General features: G+C 70.2%; 24 protein-coding genes. 6 read left to right on the plus strand and 18 right to left on the minus strand.

Annotation, left to right across the window (positions count from 1 at the left end; genetic code table 11):
- Positions 1-8: 8 nt before the first annotated feature.
- The 3 genes from BLQ43_RS09995 to tsaB all read right to left on the minus strand — a co-directional run bounded on the left by BLQ43_RS09995 (position 9) and on the right by tsaB (position 1,850).
- Entirely contained in the window at positions 9-431 is a 423-nt protein-coding gene (locus BLQ43_RS09995; RefSeq protein ID WP_090020375.1) for a Ros/MucR family transcriptional regulator, read from the minus strand.
- Between the two features lie 235 nt (positions 432-666).
- Positions 667-1,155, minus strand: coding sequence for a GNAT family N-acetyltransferase (locus BLQ43_RS10000; protein ID WP_090020377.1), 489 nt, complete (start codon positions 1,153-1,155; stop codon positions 667-669).
- An 11-nt stretch (positions 1,156-1,166) separates the two neighbouring features.
- Positions 1,167-1,850: a tRNA (adenosine(37)-N6)-threonylcarbamoyltransferase complex dimerization subunit type 1 TsaB gene (gene tsaB / locus BLQ43_RS10005; protein WP_090020572.1), complete on the minus strand. Its 684-nt coding sequence runs from the start codon at positions 1,848-1,850 to the stop codon at positions 1,167-1,169.
- A gap of 89 nt (positions 1,851-1,939) precedes the next feature.
- On the opposite strand from tsaB, the gene ddpX reads away from it, so the two are divergent.
- Complete coding sequence (gene ddpX, locus BLQ43_RS10010) at positions 1,940-2,497, plus strand: D-alanyl-D-alanine dipeptidase (RefSeq protein WP_090020379.1); 558 nt, start codon at positions 1,940-1,942, stop codon at positions 2,495-2,497.
- A gap of 10 nt (positions 2,498-2,507) precedes the next feature.
- Here the strand turns inward: ddpX and BLQ43_RS10015 are convergent, their stop codons facing one another.
- Entirely contained in the window at positions 2,508-3,089 is a 582-nt protein-coding gene (locus BLQ43_RS10015; RefSeq protein ID WP_090020381.1) for a malonic semialdehyde reductase, read from the minus strand.
- A gap of 145 nt (positions 3,090-3,234) precedes the next feature.
- Between BLQ43_RS10015 and BLQ43_RS10020 the strand changes: the two genes are divergently transcribed.
- The gene (locus BLQ43_RS10020) at positions 3,235-4,311 is read left to right on the plus strand and encodes a polysaccharide deacetylase family protein (RefSeq protein WP_090020384.1); all 1,077 of its coding nucleotides are present in this window, start codon (positions 3,235-3,237) and stop codon (positions 4,309-4,311) included.
- Position 4,312: 1 nt separating this feature from the next.
- Here BLQ43_RS10020 and BLQ43_RS10025 read toward each other — a convergent pair whose 3' ends face one another.
- The 9 genes from BLQ43_RS10025 to BLQ43_RS10065 form a co-directional block, all read right to left on the minus strand.
- The gene (locus tag BLQ43_RS10025; protein WP_090020386.1) at positions 4,313-4,816 is read right to left on the minus strand and encodes a universal stress protein; all 504 of its coding nucleotides are present in this window, start codon (positions 4,814-4,816) and stop codon (positions 4,313-4,315) included.
- An 84-nt stretch (positions 4,817-4,900) separates the two neighbouring features.
- A complete protein-coding gene (locus BLQ43_RS10030) occupies positions 4,901-5,812 on the minus strand; it encodes a sulfite exporter TauE/SafE family protein (RefSeq protein ID WP_090020387.1) in 912 nt (303 codons plus the stop codon).
- A 215-nt stretch (positions 5,813-6,027) separates the two neighbouring features.
- Entirely contained in the window at positions 6,028-6,408 is a 381-nt protein-coding gene (locus BLQ43_RS10035) for a helix-turn-helix domain-containing protein (RefSeq protein WP_090020390.1), read from the minus strand.
- A 131-nt stretch (positions 6,409-6,539) separates the two neighbouring features.
- Positions 6,540-7,148, minus strand: a complete 609-nt coding sequence (locus BLQ43_RS10040; RefSeq protein ID WP_176758627.1) for a Smr/MutS family protein — start codon at positions 7,146-7,148, stop codon at positions 6,540-6,542.
- Positions 7,141-7,833: a LutC/YkgG family protein gene (locus BLQ43_RS10045; RefSeq protein ID WP_090020394.1), complete on the minus strand. Its 693-nt coding sequence runs from the start codon at positions 7,831-7,833 to the stop codon at positions 7,141-7,143. Before BLQ43_RS10045 ends, BLQ43_RS10040 begins: the two co-directional genes overlap by 8 nt.
- The gene (locus BLQ43_RS10050; protein WP_090020397.1) at positions 7,830-9,257 is read right to left on the minus strand and encodes a lactate utilization protein B; all 1,428 of its coding nucleotides are present in this window, start codon (positions 9,255-9,257) and stop codon (positions 7,830-7,832) included. The genes BLQ43_RS10045 and BLQ43_RS10050 overlap by 4 nt, the downstream gene beginning before the upstream one ends.
- Positions 9,254-10,027, minus strand: a complete 774-nt coding sequence (locus BLQ43_RS10055) for a (Fe-S)-binding protein (RefSeq protein ID WP_090020399.1) — start codon at positions 10,025-10,027, stop codon at positions 9,254-9,256. The genes BLQ43_RS10050 and BLQ43_RS10055 overlap by 4 nt, the downstream gene beginning before the upstream one ends.
- A gap of 83 nt (positions 10,028-10,110) precedes the next feature.
- Entirely contained in the window at positions 10,111-11,322 is a 1,212-nt protein-coding gene (mltA, locus tag BLQ43_RS10060) for a murein transglycosylase A (RefSeq protein ID WP_090020401.1), read from the minus strand.
- Positions 11,323-11,332: 10 nt separating this feature from the next.
- On the minus strand, positions 11,333-12,064 hold the full coding sequence (locus BLQ43_RS10065; RefSeq protein WP_090020404.1) for a Tim44/TimA family putative adaptor protein: 732 nt from the start codon (positions 12,062-12,064) through the stop codon (positions 11,333-11,335).
- A 161-nt stretch (positions 12,065-12,225) separates the two neighbouring features.
- Here BLQ43_RS10065 and BLQ43_RS10070 point away from each other — a divergent pair, with 161 nt between their 5' ends.
- Both BLQ43_RS10070 and secB read left to right on the plus strand, forming a co-directional pair.
- Positions 12,226-12,729, plus strand: coding sequence for an FxsA family protein (locus tag BLQ43_RS10070; protein WP_090020406.1), 504 nt, complete (start codon positions 12,226-12,228; stop codon positions 12,727-12,729).
- 318 nt (positions 12,730-13,047) lie between these two features.
- On the plus strand, positions 13,048-13,542 hold the full coding sequence (gene secB / locus BLQ43_RS10075; protein ID WP_176758628.1) for a protein-export chaperone SecB: 495 nt from the start codon (positions 13,048-13,050) through the stop codon (positions 13,540-13,542).
- 93 nt (positions 13,543-13,635) lie between these two features.
- Here the strand turns inward: secB and dnaQ are convergent, their stop codons facing one another.
- The 5 genes from dnaQ to BLQ43_RS10100 all read right to left on the minus strand — a co-directional run bounded on the left by dnaQ (position 13,636) and on the right by BLQ43_RS10100 (position 17,503).
- Positions 13,636-14,310: a DNA polymerase III subunit epsilon gene (gene dnaQ, locus BLQ43_RS10080; RefSeq protein WP_090020575.1), complete on the minus strand. Its 675-nt coding sequence runs from the start codon at positions 14,308-14,310 to the stop codon at positions 13,636-13,638.
- 1 nt (position 14,311) lies between these two features.
- Positions 14,312-14,971: a dephospho-CoA kinase gene (coaE, locus tag BLQ43_RS10085; protein WP_245659545.1), complete on the minus strand. Its 660-nt coding sequence runs from the start codon at positions 14,969-14,971 to the stop codon at positions 14,312-14,314.
- Positions 14,949-15,782 (minus strand): shikimate dehydrogenase, encoded by an 834-nt coding sequence (locus tag BLQ43_RS10090; RefSeq protein WP_090020411.1) that lies wholly within the window; start codon positions 15,780-15,782, stop codon positions 14,949-14,951. The genes coaE and BLQ43_RS10090 overlap by 23 nt, the downstream gene beginning before the upstream one ends.
- A 243-nt stretch (positions 15,783-16,025) precedes the next feature.
- Positions 16,026-16,682, minus strand: coding sequence for a Maf family protein (locus tag BLQ43_RS10095; RefSeq protein ID WP_090020413.1), 657 nt, complete (start codon positions 16,680-16,682; stop codon positions 16,026-16,028).
- Positions 16,679-17,503, minus strand: a complete 825-nt coding sequence (locus tag BLQ43_RS10100) for a pyruvate, water dikinase regulatory protein (protein WP_090020415.1) — start codon at positions 17,501-17,503, stop codon at positions 16,679-16,681. Before BLQ43_RS10100 ends, BLQ43_RS10095 begins: the two co-directional genes overlap by 4 nt.
- A gap of 401 nt (positions 17,504-17,904) precedes the next feature.
- Between BLQ43_RS10100 and hemE the strand changes: the two genes are divergently transcribed.
- On the plus strand, positions 17,905-18,984 hold the full coding sequence (gene hemE, locus BLQ43_RS10105) for a uroporphyrinogen decarboxylase (RefSeq protein ID WP_090020416.1): 1,080 nt from the start codon (positions 17,905-17,907) through the stop codon (positions 18,982-18,984).
- Positions 18,984-19,424, plus strand: coding sequence for a protoporphyrinogen oxidase HemJ (gene hemJ, locus BLQ43_RS10110; protein WP_090020418.1), 441 nt, complete (start codon positions 18,984-18,986; stop codon positions 19,422-19,424). The genes hemE and hemJ overlap by 1 nt, the downstream gene beginning before the upstream one ends.
- Positions 19,425-19,484 lie beyond the last annotated feature (60 nt).

A 19,484-nucleotide genomic window follows, 5' to 3' on the forward strand; every position in this document is an offset into this window, starting at 1 on the left:
CGCCGGGGTTAGCTGTTGGCGCCGCTGCGGCGCTTGCCCAGGCCGATTTCCTTGGCCAGGCGGCTGCGCTCGGCGGCGTAGTTGGGCGCAACCATGGGGTAGTTGGGCGACAGGCCCCACTTCTCCCGGTACTGCTCGGGCGTCATGTTGTAGGCGGTCTTGAGATGCCGCTTGAGCATCTTGAGCTTTTTGCCGTCTTCCAGGCAGACGATGTAGTCGGGCGTGACGGACTTGTTGATCGGCACGGCCGGGGTGGGGCGCTCGGCCTGCTGCTGCGGCGCGCCGCCGTTCTCCACCTGGGACAGCGTGGTGTAGACGTTGCGGATCAGCTTGCGCAGATCGTCCACGGCCAGGGTGTTGTTGGCGACATGCGCGGCAACGATGTCGGTCGTCAGGTTGAGAAGGGTATCGCTCGTCGTTTGTTCGGCCATCGTCGCGCTCCTGGCGTTCTCGGTCGCTGGCGGGTGTATTAGCGCCGGTTCACGGAACGCGCAATAGAAAACCGTTTTTTACTGGACATACGCTTGGGACAACGGCCGCGACCGCAGACACGTCGCGACGGAACGGCGTCGAGGCGCGGTCGGCCGATCGTGCCAGGCCGATCAATTTGAAGGGACAACAGCCCGGCGCGCCGCCATCCGGCCAGCGAATGGACGGCGGACCGGCTCAGCCCGCGTCGACGTCGCGGGCGAGGCACACGGCCTCGATGCGGCTGCCGTCGCGGCGCTGGTAGTAGCCGGGGCGGCGGCCCGTTTCGGTGAAACCGGCCTTGGTGTAGATGTGCAGCGCGGCCGTGTTGTCGGCCGCCACCTCCAGGTGAACGCGGCGCGCGCCCTTGGGCCGCGCGCGGTCGATCGCGGCTTCCAGCAACTCCGTGCCGAGACCGTTGCCGCGCGCCTCCTCCAGCACCGCAAGCGACTGAATCTCGAGCTCGTCGGCGGCGGCGCGGGCGAGGACGTAGCCCTGCGGCATGGTCTCGCCGAAGGCGCGGCCCGTGGCGATCCACGCGATGCAGCCGCTGTGCTGCATGAGAGACTGGACCGCCTGCTGGGACCACTGCTCGTCGGGGAAGCAGGTGTTCTGCATGGCCGCGATCAGCGGCGCATCCAGCAGGCCGGCGGGATGGATCTGGGCTTCATCGGACGGGCGGCGCATGGATCGCCTCCTCAGCGCGGCAGGGTGATGTCGGGTTGGCGCAGGTAGACCGGCCGGGGCGGCGGCGCGTCGGGACCCGGCATGGGCCGGGCCGCGATCAGGGCCGCCAGGAGGGCCGGGTCGGGGCGTGGCGGGGCATCGGCGCGCGTCACCTCGCGGCCCGCGTTCCGCAGCGCCGGCTCCGCTTGATCCGCGCCGTCGCCCGCCAGGCACACGGGGCCGGGCGGCAGGTGCGCGGCGAGCGCGTCGGGCGGCATGGCGGCGCCCTCGGTGACGGGCTGGCCGTCGGCGCCGACGAGCTGCACGTAGATGTCGGTCAGCTTGGCGTCGACGATCACGGCGACGGGGTGCTGGGCCGCCGGCACGCCCGCGGCGATGGCGGCGAAGCTGGTGACGCCGATGGCGGGGATACCCAGCGCCAGCGCGAAGCCGCGCGCCGTCGCCAGGCCGATGCGAACGCCGGTGAACGCGCCGGGGCCGGTGGTGACGCCGACGGCATCCAGGTCCGCGTAGGCCAGGCCAGCTTCGGCCATCGCGTCTTCGATCATGGGGACGAGGCGTTCCGCCTGCCCGCGGCGCATGGGCTCGTCGCGGACCGCGGCCAGCTCGCCCGCGCGCCGCACGGCGACGGCGCAGCCGCCGCCGGCGACATCGAACGCGAGCAGCGTTTGCGGCGTGGCGGCGTGTTCGGTCATGACGTTGCGCACCCGGAACGGGGGTCCGCCTTGCGGCGGGCGGCCGGCTGCGTCAGCCTTCCCCGCCCGCTGCCCCGAATGGAGGACCCATGGATCTGGTGGAGATCGCGCCGCCGGCCTTCGACGTCGAGTTGGACCTGCGCTACGCCACGGCGGACAACGTGACGGGCGCGCCCATCTACACGCGGGCCGCCGCTTATCTGCACGCGGAAGCCGCGGATAAGCTGGCCCGCGCCATCGAGTTGGCGCGCCCGCTGGGCTATCGCTTCAAGATCTTCGACGCCTTCCGCCCGCCGGAGGCGCAGTGGAAGCTGTGGAATGCCTACCCCTCGGACGAGTTCGTCGCCGACCCGCGCCGCGGCTCGCCGCACTCGCGTGGGGCCGCCGTGGACCTGACGCTGATCGACGGCGCGGGGCGCGAGCTGGCCATGGGCACGGACTTCGACGCCTTCACGCCGCAGGCGCATCACGCCCGCACGGACATCGCGGTCGAGGCCCAGCGCAACCGCGCGCTGCTGCTGGGCCTGATGACGGCCGCCGGGTGGGACTGCTTCATGAACGAGTGGTGGCATTACCAGCTCTTCAATCCGCGCCATCGCCTGCCGCTCATCTCAGACCGCGCGCTGGCCCGGCCGTTGATGGCGTGACCGCGGTGGGTCACGCGATCCAGCAGGCTTCGTCGAAGGTGAGGCGCCGGTCGCGCGGCGGCAGCTTCGAGGGGTCGCCGTAGCCGACGTTGCACAGGAAGTTCGACTTCCATGTGCCCTCGGGGAAGAACTCGGCGTCCACCTTCTCCTTGGAGAAGCCGGACATCGGGCCGCAGTCCAGACCCAGCGCGCGGGCGGCGATGATGAAGTAGGCGCCCTGCATGCTGCCGTTGCGGAAGGCCGTCTCCTCGATGAACTTGGGCTTGCCCTCGAACCAGGAGCGCGCGTCGGCCTGCTGGAACAGCTCCGGCAGCTTTTCGTGGAATTCCAGGTCGTGGGCGATGATGGCGGTGGCGGGCGCCTGCATCGTCTTGGTGACGTTGCCCTCCATCAGCGCGGGCTTCAGGCGCTCCTTGGCCTCCTGGGACTTCACGAAGACCACCCGCATCGGGCTGCAGTTGGCGCTGGTGGGGCCCATCTTGCACAGGTCCCAGATGCTCTGCAGCAGGGTGTCGCTGACGGGGGTGTCCTGCCACCCTTTGTGCGTGCGGGCCTCGCGGAAAATCAGGTCCATGCCTTCGTCGGACAGCATCGTGCGCTCCCTTGCCTGTCCGGGCAGTGCTTCACGGCGGACGGACTGTGGCGCGCCCGCCGGAGCACGGCAAGCCCTCTTGCCGTGGGGGTATTCGGGGGCCTACCGTCGGTCGCCACGGTTATGACGAGAGGATCGATCGGGGATGGCAAAATCGACTGGTGTGGCGCGCGCGCTCGCGGCCGGGCTTGTGAGCGGGGTGCTCGCGGCGGGCACGGCGCCGGCCGCGGCCGAGGAAACCGGCGGAACCGATGACGGCCCGGCCGTGGACAACGGTGCCGTCGTGCTGATGTACCACCGCTTCGGCAACGAGAAGTACCCCAGCACCAACGTCCGCATGGAGCAGTTCAAGAACCACGTCGCCGAGCTGTCCAAGGACACCTACACCGTCCTGCCGCTGCCGGCGATCGTGGACGCGCTCGAGAACAACGAGCCGCTGCCCGATCACGCCGTCGCCATCACGGTCGACGACGCCTACGAGAGCTTCTTCACCAAGGCATGGCCGCTGCTGAAGGAGGCGGGCCTGCCGGTGACGCTCTTTGCAGCGACCCAGCCGATCGAGGACGACTACAAGACGATCATGTCCTGGGATCAGCTGGAGACCTTCGCGCAGCACGAACTGGGCACCGTGGGCAACCACACGCATACCCACGCCCACATGCCCGAGCAGTCGATCGACACCAACCTGGAGGAGATCGAGCGCAGCCAGGCGCTTTTGAAGAAGCACCTGGGCGAAAAACCCGACCTCTTCTCCTATCCTTACGGCGAGTATTCCACCGACATCGCCAAGCTTGTCGCGGAAAAGGGCTTCCGCGCGGCGGTGGGTCAGCACTCGGGCGCCATCGGCCGGACCAAGGATCTGCTGACGCTGCCGCGATTCGCCATCAACGAAGCCTACGGCGGCATGGACCGCTTCACCCTGGTGACCAACAGCCTGCCGCTGCCCGCCGAGCAGGTGACGCCGAGGGAGCGCGTGCTGACGCCCGACACCAACCCGCCGATCTACGGCTTCACCGCGCACGACACCGTGGAACACCTGGACAGCCTGAGTTGCTACGCCTCCGGCCGCGGCAAGGTCACCCACAAGCTGCTGGGCCAGCGCGTGGAAATCCGTCTGGACAAGCCGCTGCGCGAGGGCCGCTCGCGCATCAACTGCACGATGCCGACCCCGAGCGGGCGCTGGCGCTGGCTGGGCGCGCAGTTCCTGGTGCCGACGGACTGACTCAGGCGATCGAGTCCACGTCCTCGCCTTCCAGGTTGCCGGGCACGACCGTCACCGGCACGCGCAGCTTGCCCATCATCTTGCTGGTCAGCGCGGACACCAGCGGCCCGGGGCCCCCCTGGCCGGTGTTCGCGCCCAGCACGAGAATGGAGATGCTCGGGTCCTGCTCGATCAGCTTGAGCAGGGTTTCGCGCGGCGAGCCTTCCTTGAGATAGAGCGTCGCGATCCGCCCCGACAGCTCGTAGGCCTCGGCCGCGGCGCGCTGGAGCAGCTTTTCGGCTTCTCCGCGCGCTTCCTGGCGAATCAGGTCGCCGACGGTCATCCAGTGCTGGAAATCGTTCGGCTCCAGCACATAGAGCAGCGCCACGCGCCCGCCGGTGTGCATCGCCCGGCGGCAGGCGAAGCGCAGGGCCACGCGCATCTCGTCGGTGTCGTCGACCACGACGAGAAAAACACGCTGGCTCTCCTGCCCGGGCGTCTCCGCACGCGCGTCCGTTTCAGCCATCACGACCGCATCCGTTTCGGGAAACCGGGGCAGGATGCCAGGACGCGGTGCGGCCGTGCAACGGGCGCCGAAGCTGTTGGCGGCTCACGCGGGCCCACCGAGCGTGTAAAGGTCGACGGGGACGCTGACGAGTTCATAGACCAACCGGCCGCAGGTGGCGATGACGATGATGCCCAGCAGGATGCGCAGCATATCGCCGGGCACACGCGTGGCCATGTGGCTGCCGTACTGCGCGCCCACCACGCTGCCCAGCAGCAGCAGCAGCGCCAGCACGATGTCCACGGTCTGGTTCTGCACGGCCTGCAGGAAGGTGACGTTGGCGGCGACGAAGATGATCTGGAACAGCGAGGTGCCGATGACCACCGAGGTCGGCATGCCGATCAGGTAGATCATTGCCGGCACCAGGATGAAGCCGCCCCCCACACCCATGATCGCGGACAGCACCCCGATGGCCACGCCCACGGTCAGCGGCAGCAGCGCCGAGATGTACAGCCGCGAGCGCGGAAAGCGCACCTTCAGCGGCAGGCGATGCGCCCAACCGTGAAAATGGGGCGAGCGCTGCGGCATCTCGCGCCGGCGGCGGATGATGGCGCTGGCGCCTTCCCAGCTCATCAGGATGCCGACGACGGCGAGCATCACCGCATAAGACAAGTTGATGACGACGTCGATCTGACCGATTTCGCGCAACAGCTTGAAGATGCGCACACCCGCGGTGGAGCCGACGAGCCCGCCCGCCAGCAGCACCACGCCCATGCGCACGTCCACGTTGCCGCGGCGGAAGTGGCCGATCACGCCGGAAATCGAGGACGCGACGACGTTGTTAGCCTGCGTCGCGACCGCCACCGGCGGCGGCACGCCGATGAAGATCAGCAGCGGCGTCATCAGGAAGCCGCCGCCCACGCCGAAAATGCCCGAAAGGAATCCGATCAGCCCGCCGAGGCCAAGCAACAGCAGCACGTTCACGGAAAGCTCGGCGATCGGCAGGTAGATCTGCATGCGGTTGGCGGCGGTTTCGGGCGGACGAAGGGGCTGCTGGAGCCAGCCTAGCGCACGTCACCGAAAAACGACAATCACGGTGGCCCGAATTTCCGCGCAAGAACGTCGCGCAATCACGCTTGCCGCGGGAGCGCCAAACCAGCGAACGCGCGCGTCCCATTCCCACGGCACGCTGCCGCCGCGGCCCCGAACCCTCGACGCGCTCGGGCGAGGCGTCAGGCGCCCGCCGTGACGTCTTCGGGCGCCTCGCGCCGCAGCTCGGCGAGCATGCGATCGATCCGGTCCTGGGACATCGTGTGAATCTGTTCCGCCAGGCGGTTGGCGAGTTCCGTCGCCTCCGGCGTCAGCCCGGCGGTGTCCACGGTGACCCGCGGATGCGAAAGCGCCGCCAGGCGCGCCAGTTTGTCCGCCTCATCCCGCTGGACCCCGAGCACGCGGCACACCTGCTGGACGAAGCGACGGTTCGGCCGGCCGCGATGGCCGTGCTCCAGCGCCGAGAGATACGCCGGCGAAACGCCGATCTCCGTCGCCATCGCCTTGAGGGTCAGTCCGTGCTGGGCACGAAGGGCTCGCAACCGCCGACCGAAGGGAGTCATGCCAGTCTCCTGAAAAGCCTCGCCAAGTTCACGGTAAACTCTACCTTAACGATCCGAAACAATCTACCGGTCCAAAGGTATGCCCTCCGGCGAAGGCCGTGCGGCACGATCGCACGGTTCCGCGTGGCGGTTTACGCCCGCCGGCGGCGGAGCAGCACGTAAAAGGCCCCGGCGCCGCCGTCGCGCTGCTGGGCGGGCACGCAAGCCAGCACGTGCGGGCGGACCGCCGCGTGGTTGAGCCAGCGCGGCACCTCGTTGCGCAGAACGGACTCGCCCGTGGCGCGCCCCTTGCCCGTGATGACCAGGACGCAGCGCTGGCCGCGGTCGGCGGCGCGGTTGAGGAAACCCAGCAGGGCGTCGCCGGCGGCCTGGCGGGTCATGCCGTGCAGGTCGATGCTCGCTTCGATGGGGATGCGCCCGCGGCGCAGGCGCTCGGCGGTGCGGCGGTCGATGCCGGCGACGCTGCCCACGCGCACGGGCGCGGGCTCCGGCTTGGCCGCGGCCGCCGCCGCCTGCTTGCGCGCCTGTTTGCGCGACGGCGGGCCGGCCGGGCTGGGCGATTGCTGGCGCTCGGCGATGCTGTCGTCCTGCCCCGGCTCGGCCGGCGCGGTCGTTTCACCCACCTGGAGCGTGTCGTCGCGGTGCAGCGGCGTGACGTCGCGCATCATCTCGCGCCAGAGCTCCTGCTCGGCGGACGTGGGGCGCCGGCCGCCCTTGGCGCGGTCGCGCGTGTCAGCCATCGCCATCGGCCACCAGAAGGATGTGCAGCGCGCGCGGGCCGTGCGCGCCCAGTTGCAGGGTTTGTTCGATGTCCGCCGTGCGCGACGGCCCGGTGATCATGTTCACCGTGCGCGGCACCCAGCCCGCGCCGTCGGCGCGCAGGCGCGCCCACGCGTCCTCGTAAACGCCCACGAGGTCGCGCGTCGAGAGCGCGACGATGTGGATTTCCGGCAGGAAGTTGAGCGTCGTCGGTCCGTGCGGGTCGGAGTGCAGGAAGAGCGTCCCGGTTTCGGCGACGCCGGTGTGAGCGCGCGCGATCCCGACGGCCGTGTCGCCGGCCGCCGGGCCCGTGCTCACCGTCAGCGTGGGCGCGTCCGCGGCCCAGTTCAGTCCGGTGAGATCCGGGTGCGGTGCCAGGCGCACCTCGCTCGGCGCGTTGCGGTCGCGCAGGTAGGCGGCGACGGCCGCGGGCACGTCGCTCCAGCCGTCCAGGGGCGCCACCGTGGCCGATGCGCCCTCCGCCATGCGGCGGAACAGCGCTGTGTGGTCCTGATCCGCCCGGCCCGGCACGGGCCCGCGCGGGTGCTCGCGCAGGCGGCGGTCGACAGCCTCGGCGTCCTCGCCGCTGAGCGGTCCACGCCGCAGCGCGCGGCGGATTCCACCCAGGATGCGCTCGCGTCCTTCGGTGTCGCGGCCCTCGGTCATGGATCGTCGTGTCCCTCCGCCGCCCAGCGGTCCACGAAGGTGCGCCCGGCCGGGGCCGGGAAGTCGCGGTGGTTCGTCCAGCCCGAAGCCAGCGGCAACCAACCGAAGCGCCCGCGCTTGCGCCCCAGCCAGCCGAGCGCGCGCAGCGGCCACCGCGCCCCCGTGCGGTAGAGCCTCGGGCGCGTGGCTGCGAACGCCCAGACGCGCAGGCCCGAGCGCACGGGCAGGGGTGTGAGGTGACGTTCGAACTCGCGCTCACGCCAGCGCCGCATCAGCCCCGGCAGCGGGATGCGCACGGGGCAGACTTCCTCGCAGCGCCCACAGAAGGTGGAGGCGTTGGGCAGGTGCCCGGCCTCGTCCACGCCCTGGAGCGCCGGGGTCAGAACCGCGCCCATGGGGCCCACGTAGGTGCTGCCGTAGGCGTGCCCGCCCACGGCGGCGTAGACCGGGCAGTGGTTCATGCAGGCGCCGCACTTGATACAGCGCAGCATCTCCTGGAACTCCGTGCCCAGCATCCCGGTGCGCCCGTTGTCCAGCAGGACGACGTGGAACTCGTCCGGCCCGTCGGGGTCGTCGGCGCGGCGCGGGCCGGCGGAGAAGGTGGTGTAGACCGTGACCTCCTGCCCCGTGGCCGAGCGCGCGAGCACGCGCAGAATGGTGCTCGCGTCCTCCAGGGTCGGCACCACCTTTTCCAGGCTGGCGATGACGATGTGGACGCGCGGCAGGTTCTGCGTCAGGTCGCCGTTGCCCTCGTTGGTGACGATGACGCTCTGCCCGGTTTCCGCCACCAGCAGGTTGGCGCCGGTGATGCCGACGTCGGCCTGCAGGTATTGCTGGCGCAGCACCCCGCGCGCCTCGTCCACCAGCGAACGCGCAGTATCCAGCGCCCGCTGCGGCGGGTAGGTGACGTGGGCGCGGCGGAAGTCGTCGGCGATCTGGTCGCGGTTCAGGTGGATGGCCGGGGCGATGATGTGGCTCGGCGGCTCGTGGCGGAGCTGGAGGATGTACTCGCCAAGGTCCGTCTCCACCGGCGTGATCCCGGCGCCTTCCAGGGCGTCGCCCAGGCCGATCTCCTCGGAGACCATGGACTTGCCCTTGGTGCAGCGCTCGGCGCCGACGCGCTTGCAGATGTCGAGCACGGCCCGGCGCGCGTCCGCGCCCGTCGGGCACCAATGGACGTGGCCGCCCTGCTCGCGAACGCGCGCTTCGTAGCGTTCCAGATAGGCGTCGAGGTGGTTGAGCGTGTGGTTCTTGATGTCGCGGGCGTGGTCGCGCAGGGCCTCGAACTCGGGCAGGTCGGCGGCGGCGCGTGCCCGCTTTTCCACGAAGCCGCGCTTGATGTTGCCGAGCGCCCGCTGAAGCTGGTCGTCCGCCAGGGCGCCGGGCACGTTCTCGGCGAAGGCGCTCGGCCGGTGCTCGCTCACGACAGCTCTCCCGCTTCCCCGATGGGCGGCGCTTCGGGCTCGCCCGCCAGCACCTCGGCGACGTGGCGGACGTGGACGGCGTGGCCGCGGCGCTGCAGCTTGCCCGCGATGTTCATCAGGCAGCCCAGATCTCCGGCCAGCAGGGTGTCCGCGCCCGTGGACACGATCGCCTCGACTTTATCGGAGACCATGTGGTTGGAAATCTCGGGATACTTGACGCAGAAGGTGCCGCCGAAGCCGCAGCACACCTCGCTGTCGGGCAGATCGCGCAACGCCAGCCCCTCGACGCTGTCGAGCAGCGTGCGCGCCTGCCCCTTCACGCCCAGTTCGCGCAAGCCGGCGCAGCTGTGGTGGTAGGTGGCCGTGCCCGCGTAATGCGCCGGCACCTCGGTCATGCCCATGATGTCGACGAGAAAGCTGACCAGCTCGTGCGTGCGCTCGGCCAGATCCGCCGCGCGCGCGGCCAGATCGGGATCGTCGGCGAACAGCCCCGGATAGTGTTTGGCGATCGTGCCGGCGCACGACCCCGAGGGGACGACGACGTAGTCCGCGCCCTCGAACGCTTCGATGACCTGAAGGGCGACGCGCTTGGCGTCCGCGCGGTCGCCGCTGTTGTAGGCGGGCTGGCCGCAGCAGGTCTGCGCCCGGGGCACGTAGACCCGGCAGCCGGCGGCGCGCAGCAGCTTCACCGCCGCGAAGCCGACGCTGGGCCGGAAGAGATCCACCAGGCACGTGGCGAAGAGGGCCACGCGCGGCGCGTCTGCCGCCATCCGCTCGCTCCTTTCATACGCGAACTTCACGATGGGTCGCGAGCCACGCGAAAGCAAGCCGGAAGGGCGTTAACCCGAGCGGGTCAGCCGCTTTGCGCCACGCGCGTTTGCTCGAGCGTCTTGGGAAGCAGCAGCCAGAGACGGCCCTGGCGCTTCATGCGCCCGGCCTTCGCCAGGGCATCGTCGCCCGTGCCGAAATAGATGTCCCCGCGCACGGTGCCCTGAATGGCCTTGCCGGTGTCCTGCGCCACCATCAGGCGCCGCAAGGGCGCATTCGCGGTGGGCTGCTTCGTGGCGACCCAGACGGGCGCGCCGAGCGGCAGACGGTCGGGGTCGACGGCGAGGCTGCGGCCGTCGGTCAGCGGCACGCCCTGGCTGCCGATGGGGCCGGGGCCGTCGAGCGGCTGGAAGAAGATGAAGCGCGCGTTCTCGTTCATCACCCGCTCTGCCTTGGCCGGGTGCGCCTTCAGCCATGTGCGGATGCCCTGCATCGATCCTTGCGAGGGCGGGATCATGTCGTTTTCCAGCAGGTAGCTGCCGATCCCGGTGAAGTCGTGGCCGTTGCTGGCGGCGTAGCCGACGCGCTGGCGCTCACCATTTGGCAGGCGCGCCACGCCCGAGCCCTGGATGTGAAGGAAGAAGACGTCGATGGGATCGTCGGCGTAGAGGAAGGCGAGGTCGCGGCCGGCCAGCGCGCCATTCTTGATGGCCGCGCGGTCGAAGTAGGGGACGAGCGCGCCGTCCTTCACGCGGCCGACGATGCGCTCGCCGTTCAGGTCGGCGCGAAAGCGGCCAAGGCGCGCGGTGATGAGGTCGTCCGGCTCGCGGTAGATGGGATGCTCGTAGGGCCCGCGCTTCTCGCGCGCGGCATCCAGCGTGGCCGAATAGTAGCCTGTGAAGGTGCCTTTGCGCCCCTCGCGCCCGCGCACGGCGTAGGCGGCGAAGTGCTCGCGCAGCACACGGCGCACCCCGGCGTGATCGCCCGCATCCACACCCGCGAGCGCCGCGCACGGCGCGCGCCAAGCCTTCACCGTGCCGGCGATGCCGTCGGGGCCGACGGCCTGAGTGTCGGGCTTGTTCAGCAGGGCGTCGCAGGACCGGCGCAGCGCGGGCAGGGCTTCGGCGACGCCGTCGTCCGTCCAACCGGGAAGCGCATCGACGGGCTTGCGCGCCAGCGCGATGCCGTCCTCGCCGACCGGCGCCTTCTCCGCCTCCTCGCGCTCGGTGCACGCCGCCAGGGCCAGCGTCCCGGCAAGGGCACACAACGCGGCAAGGCGAAGTCCCGGTCGCGGCATGGGGCGTCCGTCAGCTGTCGGCGTCGGGGCTGCGCGTGGCCACCAGCGTCCAGTTGGGATCGCTGCTGCGGGTGTTGCGGGCGAAGGTCCACACGTCGGTGATCTCGGTGACCTCCTCGGGGTCGCCCTCGACCACGTTGCCCTCGGCGTCGCGGACCACGTTGATCTGGTCGGAGACCAACTTCACCGTCACGAAGGCCGTGCGGCCCTCAAGCTCCGCGCCCACGATGTCGGCGTCGCGGATGCTCACCAGCGTGGTTTCCACCTGCTCGCCCGCCTGCTCGTGGCCGGCGATCGCGCGCTCGAAGTCCTGGTAGACGTCGCTGGCCAACAGCTGGCGCAGGGTGTCGCGGTCGCCGCCGGCGTAGGCGTTGACGATCATCTCGAACGCGCCGCGCGCGCCCTTGAGGAAGCCCTCCTCGTCGAAGTCGGGATCGGCCAGCTTGATCTGCGTCAGCCCCGCGGAGAGCGGCGTTTCCGCGCGCTCGGCCGCCTGGCGCAACTCGCTGTCGGTCACGCTGTCGCCGCGCTGGCCGCGCCCGGGCATGGGGATGACCTTGTCGCGGTCCTCGCCGCCGGGGGCGCCCTGCTTGGACTCGCGCTGGGTGGTGCTGAAGGGGTCGTGCTGGGGGCGCTCTCCGTGGCCCGTGCGCTTGCCGAGCACGCTGCGCAGGCGCAGCACGAGGAAGCCCGCGATGGCCGCGAACAGGATGATGTCGAGAAACTGAAAGCCGTCGCTCATGGGAGCTGATCCGTTGCTGTGCGCCGCGGGCGCCAGCCGGCGGTGGACCTGGAGCGGGGTTGTCGCCTATGACGGACGCTCTGGGTCGCCGCCGACCCCGGCTCCGTCGTGGATGGAGCCGCTCCGGTTACAAATAAGCCTTGCGGCTGGGTAGGACAAGCATGGGCCTGGCGCTGCTCCTCGCCTTCATCGGCGTGCCCATTATCGAAATCGCCGTGCTGATCCAGGTCGGTGGCCTCATCGGGCTGTGGCCGACCATCGGCCTGGTGGTGCTCAGCGCCGTCGTCGGCAGCATGGAACTGCGCCGGCAGGGGCTGAACACACTGTTCTCGCTGCGCCAGCAGCTCGACCGCGGCGAATTGCCGACGCAGACGCTGTTCGACGGCGTCTGCCTCCTTTTTGCCGGCGCGCTGCTGCTCACACCGGGCTTCGTCACCGACGTCTTCGGGTTGTCGCTCTTCCTGGCGCCGGTGCGCCGGCTGCTGCGCGTGACCGTGGGACGCCACCTCGCCAAGCGCATGGAAACCCGCGTCTACACCGCCGGCGGACCCGGTCGCGGGCCCGGCGGTCCCGGCGGCGGCGACGGCCCGATCGACGTGGACTACGAGGACGTCACCGAGCGCGACGCGCGCGAGGAGACGGACCGCGACCGGCGCATCGACTGACGGGGGCCTTAGCTTGCTGGGACCGGCCGGGCGTGGTAGCCCCGCGCCAGCCCGAACGGCGCACCTGCGTCCGCGCGGCGGCACGCGATTCCGGCGCGGATTTCAACAGGATGGGGCGTGACGCGCGGGGGCGGCCGGCGGATGCCCGGCGGCTTCCGCCCGCCCCGAACGCACGATCCCGGGGCATGATGAGGGCGGATCGAAATGATCCGGGCTTTGCATCATGCCGGGAACCAAAAGAGATTGAGCGCGATGAGGTTCGCCCGGCGAGCTGCGTCGTCTCATCGCGCTCGAACCCGAGCAACACAAGAGGGTGCCATGGCTGACGAAACGACCGCCGACGGCAGCGGCGACAACCGCAACGCCGTGCAGGACCAGGGAATCAACATCCACACGCAGTACATCAAGGATCTCTCGGTCGAGAACCCGAACAGCCCCGCCATCTTCATGGAGATGGAAGAGGGTCCCGAGGTGACCGTGAACCTCGACGTCGAGGCCGAGCGCCTGCAGGATCGCGTCTACGAGGTCGCCATCAACGCCAACATCGGCGCCAAGGTGAACGACAAGACCGCGTTCCAGGTGGAACTGAAGTACGCCGGCCTGATCTCCCTGGACGATCAGGTGGACGATCAGAAGCGCGACAACCTCGTGCTGATCGAGACGCCGCGCTACCTCTTCCCCTTCGCGCGCGACATCATCTCCAAGGCCTCGCGCGACGCCGGCTATCCGCCGCTGCTGATCAACCCCGTGGACTTCGCCAAGCTCTACGAGCAGCAGAAGGCGCGCCAGACGGCGAGCCAGGAGCAGCAATAACGCCGGTCCCAAAGGGCCGTTGCGTCACGCGCCGCCGCCGGTTCGCCCGGCGGCGGCTTTTTTGGTACGGGAACCTGAACGCCCGCATGCGGATCACTGCGTCCACAGCGGGTTCTTGAGCGTTTCGCACATCGCGGCGTGGGCGGCCCGCTCCGCCTCGCTGGGCGCGTGGGGGCGCGGTTCGCGCCGCGGGCGCTGGGCGATCTCGACGCGATCGCTGCCGCCGCCGGGGGTGTCGGTGAGCACGAGGCCCGGCTGCCGGCCGCCGCGAAGCTCCAGGTACACCTCGGCGAGCAGCTGGCAGTCGAGCAGCGCCCCGTGCCAGTCGCGCTGGGTGTTGTCGACGGCGAAGCGCTTGCACAGCGCGTCCAGGTTGACCTGCGCGCCCGGGAACCGCTGGCGGGCGAGGGCGAGCGTGTCCACGACGTTCTCGGTGGACAGCGCCGCGTGGCGCGCCCGGCGCAGCTCGTGGTTGAGGAAGCGCATGTCGAATTCGGCGTTGTGGATCACGAGGGTGTCGCCGCCGATGAAGGTCAGCAGCTCCGGCGCCACCTCGTGAAAGCGCGGGTACTGCGCCAGGAAGTCCCAGCCCAGGCCGTGGACCTTGTAGGCCTCCTCCGGCACCTCGCGGTCGGGGTTGATGTAGCGGTGGAAGGCGCGCCCCGTGGCGACGTGGTTCCACAGCTCCACGCACGCGACCTCGAGGATGCGGTGGCCCTGCTCCGGATCCAGGCCGGTCGTTTCCGTGTCCAGCACCAGTTCGCGCACGTTATCGCTCCCCTTGGCCGCATCGCCCCGCATGAACGGGGAGACGATGCAGGATGGCGCGAAGCTGCCGCAAGGCCTCGCCGTGGCCCAGGCCCGTCTCGATCACGTGGTCGGCGCGGGCGCGCTTGACGGGGTCGGGCAGCTGCTGGCGGCGGATTTCCTGCATGCGCGCCTGCGTCATCCCGGGCCGGCGCAGCACGCGCCGCGCCTGCACGAAGGGCGGGGCGGAGACGACGATCACCGCGTCGCACAGGCGCTCGCCGCGCGTTTCGAACAGCAGCGGGATATCGAGCACGACCACGGGCGTGCGGCGCAGGCGGTGGCGGCGGATGAAGCGTTCGGCCGCGCGGCGCACGCGCGGATGCAGAATGCGCTCCAGCCGGCGCAACGCCGCGCGGTTGGCGAAGACGCGGTTGCCGAGCGCGCGCCGGTCGATGCCCGTGCCCGTCATCACCTCGGGAAATTCGGCGGCCACCGCCGCCTCGGCCTCGCCGCCGGGCTGGAGCATGGCGTGCACGGCGGCGTCGGCGTCGTGGACCGGGATGCCGAGACGGCGCAGCATCGCGGCGGCCGTGGACTTGCCCATCCCGATCGAGCCGGTGAGCCCGAGGACGATCGGGCGTGTGCCGCCGCGCGCCTCAGCCGCCGAGGACGTGCGCACGCAGCGCCTCCGTCACCGTGGGCTCGACGCCGAACCAGGCGGCGAAGCCGGGCCGCGCCTGGTGCAGCAGCATGCCCAGGCCGTCCACCACGGGATTGCCGCGCGCCCGCGCGTCCGAGAGCAGCTGGGTTTCCAGCGGGCGGTAGACGATGTCGTTGACCACGGCCGAGGGCGGCAGCGCGTCAAGCTCGGCGGGCAGGGGCGGTTCGCCGGTCATGCCCAGGCTGGTGGTGTTGACCAGCAGCGCCGCGCCGTCGAGCGCGTCCGCCCAGCCATCCCAGGCGTGGACCGTGATGGGGCCGCCGAGCGTTTCGGCCAGGGTCTCCGCGCGCTCGCGCGTCCGGTTCATCAAGCGGATCTCCGGCACGCCCGCGTCCATCAGCGCGACGATCACCGCGCGCGCGGCGCCGCCCGCGCCGAGCACGACCGCCGGGCCGTCCGCCGGGGACCACCGCGGCGCGCCCTGGCGCAGGTTGTCCAGAAAGCCGACGCCGTCGGTGTTGCGGCCGTGGATGCCGGCCGCGTCGAAGATCAGGGTGTTCACCGCGCCCAGCCGGCGGGCGTGATCGTCCACGCTGTCGCAGATCTCCAGGGCGCGTTCCTTGTGCGGCACGGTGACGTTGGCGCCGCGGAAATGCAGATCGCGCAGGGCGGGGACGGCGGCGGCGAAGCGCTCCGGCGCGACGGCGAGCGGCACGTAGGCCCCGTCGATGCCGTGCTCTTCCAGCCAGTACCCGTGAACCTGCGGCGACTTGGAATGCGCCACGGGCCAGCCGAGCACGCCCGCGAGCGCGGCCTTGCCAGTGAGCATTAGCGCCTCGTCCTAGATGTTGTGATCATTGGCAGAACCGAAGGCATGGACGACACCCCTCCTTCTTGCGTGCTAGCAGTTTCAACGCCGTTGGCGTTTACCGGCCTGCCGGCCGCTTCACGCACGATCAAGCGGAATCAGCGAGCAGGCTGCGACGCGTGGGCGCAACATACGGAAAAGCTCCCGGCCGCATGGATAAATGCGATCGTCAGGAACCTGCTGGTTCCGCTTGCCGGCGATCCGCTAGCGCTTGACCACCTTGTGATTGCGGAGCTGTTCGAGCAGCGGCAGCAGCGGCAGGCCGAGCACGGTGAAGTAGTCGCCGCGCACCCGCGCGAAGAGCTGCGCGCCCAGGCCCTCCAGCTGGTAGCCGCCCACGGAGCCCAGGGCGGCGTCGCCCACGGCGTCCAGATAGCCGGCGATGAAATCCTCGGACAGCGGACGCACCATCAGCTCGGCGCTGTCCGTCTGGTGCCAGATGCGCGTGCCGTCCTTCACCAGCACGGCCGTGACGATCAGCCGGTGCGTGCGCCCCGAGAGCGCGCGCAGGTGCTCGCCCGCCTGCTCGCGCGAGCTGGGCTTGTCGTACCAGATGCCGTCGCATTCCAGCATCTGGTCGGCGCCCAGCACGAGCGCGCCGGGGTGATAGGGGCTGATGCGCTGGGCCTTCACCTCGGCCAGGGATTCCGCGACCTCCTCGGCGCTCGCGCCCGCGTGCCGCATCGATGCCTTGATCTCGTCCTCGTCCACGCCGGCGGCCTGGATGGTCACGGGCACGCCGGCGCTCACCAGCATGTCGCGGCGCGAGGGGCTCTTGGAGGCGAGGACGAGCGGCGGCGCCTCGGGGTCGGGTGCGCCGATGCGGGTCGCCGGTTCGTGGGCGGTGGAACGCGCGGTCATTGGGCCTCGGTGCGGTGCTGGGCGAAGTGGCTGAGGATGGTGGCGGCCGTTTCCTCGATGGAGCGGCGGGTGACGTCGATCACCGGCCAGTCGTGCTTGGCGAAGAGCTTGCGCGCTTCCGCGACCTCGCGGCGCACGCTGTTGAGGTCGACGTACTCGCTGTCCGCCATGCCGCCGGCTTCGGCGTTGACGCGCTGGCGGCGCACCTGCACGAGCTGCGCCGGGTCCTTCGTCAGCCCCACCACGAGGGCGCGTTTCACGTGGAACAGCTCGGTGGGCAGGGGAATGCCCGGCACGAAGGGCACGTTGGCGGCCTTGATGCCCCGGTTGGCCAGGTAGATGCAGGTCGGCGTCTTCGAGGTGCGCGAGACGCCGACGAGGATGACGTCGGCCTCCTTGAGCTGGCGCGCGGCCTGGCCGTCGTCGTGGCTGAGCGCATAGTTCATGGCGTCGATGCGCTCGAAGTAGTGGGAGTCCATCGCGTGCTGCAAGCCCGGCTGGCCCGTGATGGGCACGCCGAAGTGCGCGGCCAGCGCGTGCATCACCGGGTCCAGCACCGGGATGCAGGGCACGTTCATCTCCTGGCACGCCTCCACCAGCTTCGTGCGCAGGTCGTCGCGCATGACGGTGAAGAGCACCGGCCCCGGCGTGGCGCGGATGCCGTTGAGCACCTTGTCCATCTGCTTCGCCGAGCGGACCAGCGACCAGACGTGCTCGATGGGCTCGATGTCGCGGAACTGCACGAGGCAGGCCCGCGCGCAGGCGTTCACCGTCTCGCCGGTCGAGTCCGAAACCAGGTGAAGATGCACGGGGTCGGTCATCGCGCAGGTGCACAACCGGGGGAGGTGTTGGGGACGAACCCGGGACGGATCGTGCGCCGCGCGCCAGCCCCGCGAAGCGTCCCCGCAGAGGCCAACGCGCCGCACAGCAACGTGCCCAGGCGCCCGCAGCGTCCACGGGCGGTGGAGACAGTGGCAAACGGCTCCATCGGGAACAAGGTTTTCCGCGTTCTTCCACGCGGCCGCGCGACTCCTTGCGGACAAGCCGAGTCGGGGCCGCCGCCGGCGAGGATTCGTCCACAGGTGGGGATTTTGCGGGCCCACCTCGAACGGATCTGGGGACAACTTGGGGACGGCGTGGTGATCCCCATTGTCCACAGGCCCAACCGCCACTACCACCCTCTTTGATCAGAAAATATGGGGGTGTATGGGGGCGGTCCGTCATGTGGAGGAAAACCGTGGCCCAGCACCCGACCGCCAAGCCGTTGCTCGCCGCTTACCGTTTTGAACGACAGGAAACGCCGCCGATTTGGTTCATGCGCCAGGCCGGTCGCTACCTTCCCGAATACCGGGCCCTGCGCCAACGCGTGGGCAGCTTTCTGGAGCTGTGCCTGACCCCCGAACTGGCCAGCACGGTGACGTTGCAGCCCATCGAGCGCTTTCAGCTGGACGGCGCGATCATCTTCGCCGACATCCTGCTGGTGCCCTACGGCCTCGGGCAGGCACTCTGGTTCGAGGAGGGCGTGGGCCCGCAACTGGAGCCGCTGAAGGATCCCGGCGAGGTGGCCACCCGGCTGGACGGGACGCGCTTCCACGAAACGCTGGCGCCCATGTACGCGGCGCTGCGCGAGACGAAGGCGCAATTGCCCGCACAGACGGCGCTGATCGGCTTCGCCGGGGCCCCCTGGACGGTGGCCAGCTACATGATCGAAGGCCGCTCCAGCCGCGATTTTGCGCTTTCCAAGCAGTGGGCTTACGGCGACCCGGCGGGCTTCCAGCGCCTGATCGACCGCGTGGTCGAGACGACGATCGACTACCTCCTGGCCCAGATCGACGCCGGCGCCGAGGCGGTGCAGCTGTTCGATTCCTGGGCGGGGGCGCTGCCGGTCGCCGAGGCCGAGCGCTGGTCACTCGAACCGCTTCAGCGCATCGTCGCCGGCGTGAAGGCGCAGCACCCCGACGTCCCGGTGGTGGTCTTCCCGCGCGGCACGGGCGCCTTCTACGCCCGCATGGCGCGGGAGAGCGGCGCCGACGCCGTCAGCCTCGACACCGGCGTGCCGCTCGACTGGGCGCGCGGCGAGGTGCAGGCGCACGCCTGCGCGCAGGGCAATCTGGACCCGCAGCACGTGGTCGTGGGCGGCGAGTCCATGCGCGCCGCGGCGCGCGAGATTGTTGACGGGCTTGCCGGCGGTCCGTTCGTGTTCAACCTGGGCCACGGCATCGTGCCGCAAACACCGCCCGAGCACGTCGCGGATCTCGTGGCGTGCGTGCGCAGCAGGGGACGACAGGGGGATCCGACGTAATGGGTTGGCTTGGAGGCGCCTATCTGTGGGTGCAGGCGCTGCACGTGATTGCCGTCATCGCATGGATGGCGGGGATGCTCTACCTGCCGCGGCTGTACGTCTATCACGCCGGGGCGACGCCCGGCGGCGAGCTCTCGGAAACGCTGAAGGTGATGGAGCGCCGGCTGCTGCGCGCCATCGTCAATCCGGCGATGATCGCCAGCTGGGTGCTGGGCTTGGCGCTGTTCGTGCATCTGGGCGCCTGGGCCTTCGGCTGGATGCATGCCAAGCTGCTGCTGCTTGTGCTGCTTCAGGTCATGCACGCGGTCTTCGCGCGCTGGCGCAAGGACTTTGCGAACGACGCCAACAAGCACGACGCCAAGGTCTACCGCATCGCCAACGAGGTGCCGACGCTGCTGCTCATCGGCATCGTCATCCTGGTGATTGTGAAGCCGTTCTGACGCGGTCACGACGGGGCAGGGCACACGAAACGGGCCGGCGGAACGCTCCGCCGGCCCGGT

Source organism: Limimonas halophila (genome assembly GCF_900100655.1).
Classification (GTDB): Bacteria; Pseudomonadota; Alphaproteobacteria; order Kiloniellales; family Rhodovibrionaceae; genus Limimonas; species Limimonas halophila.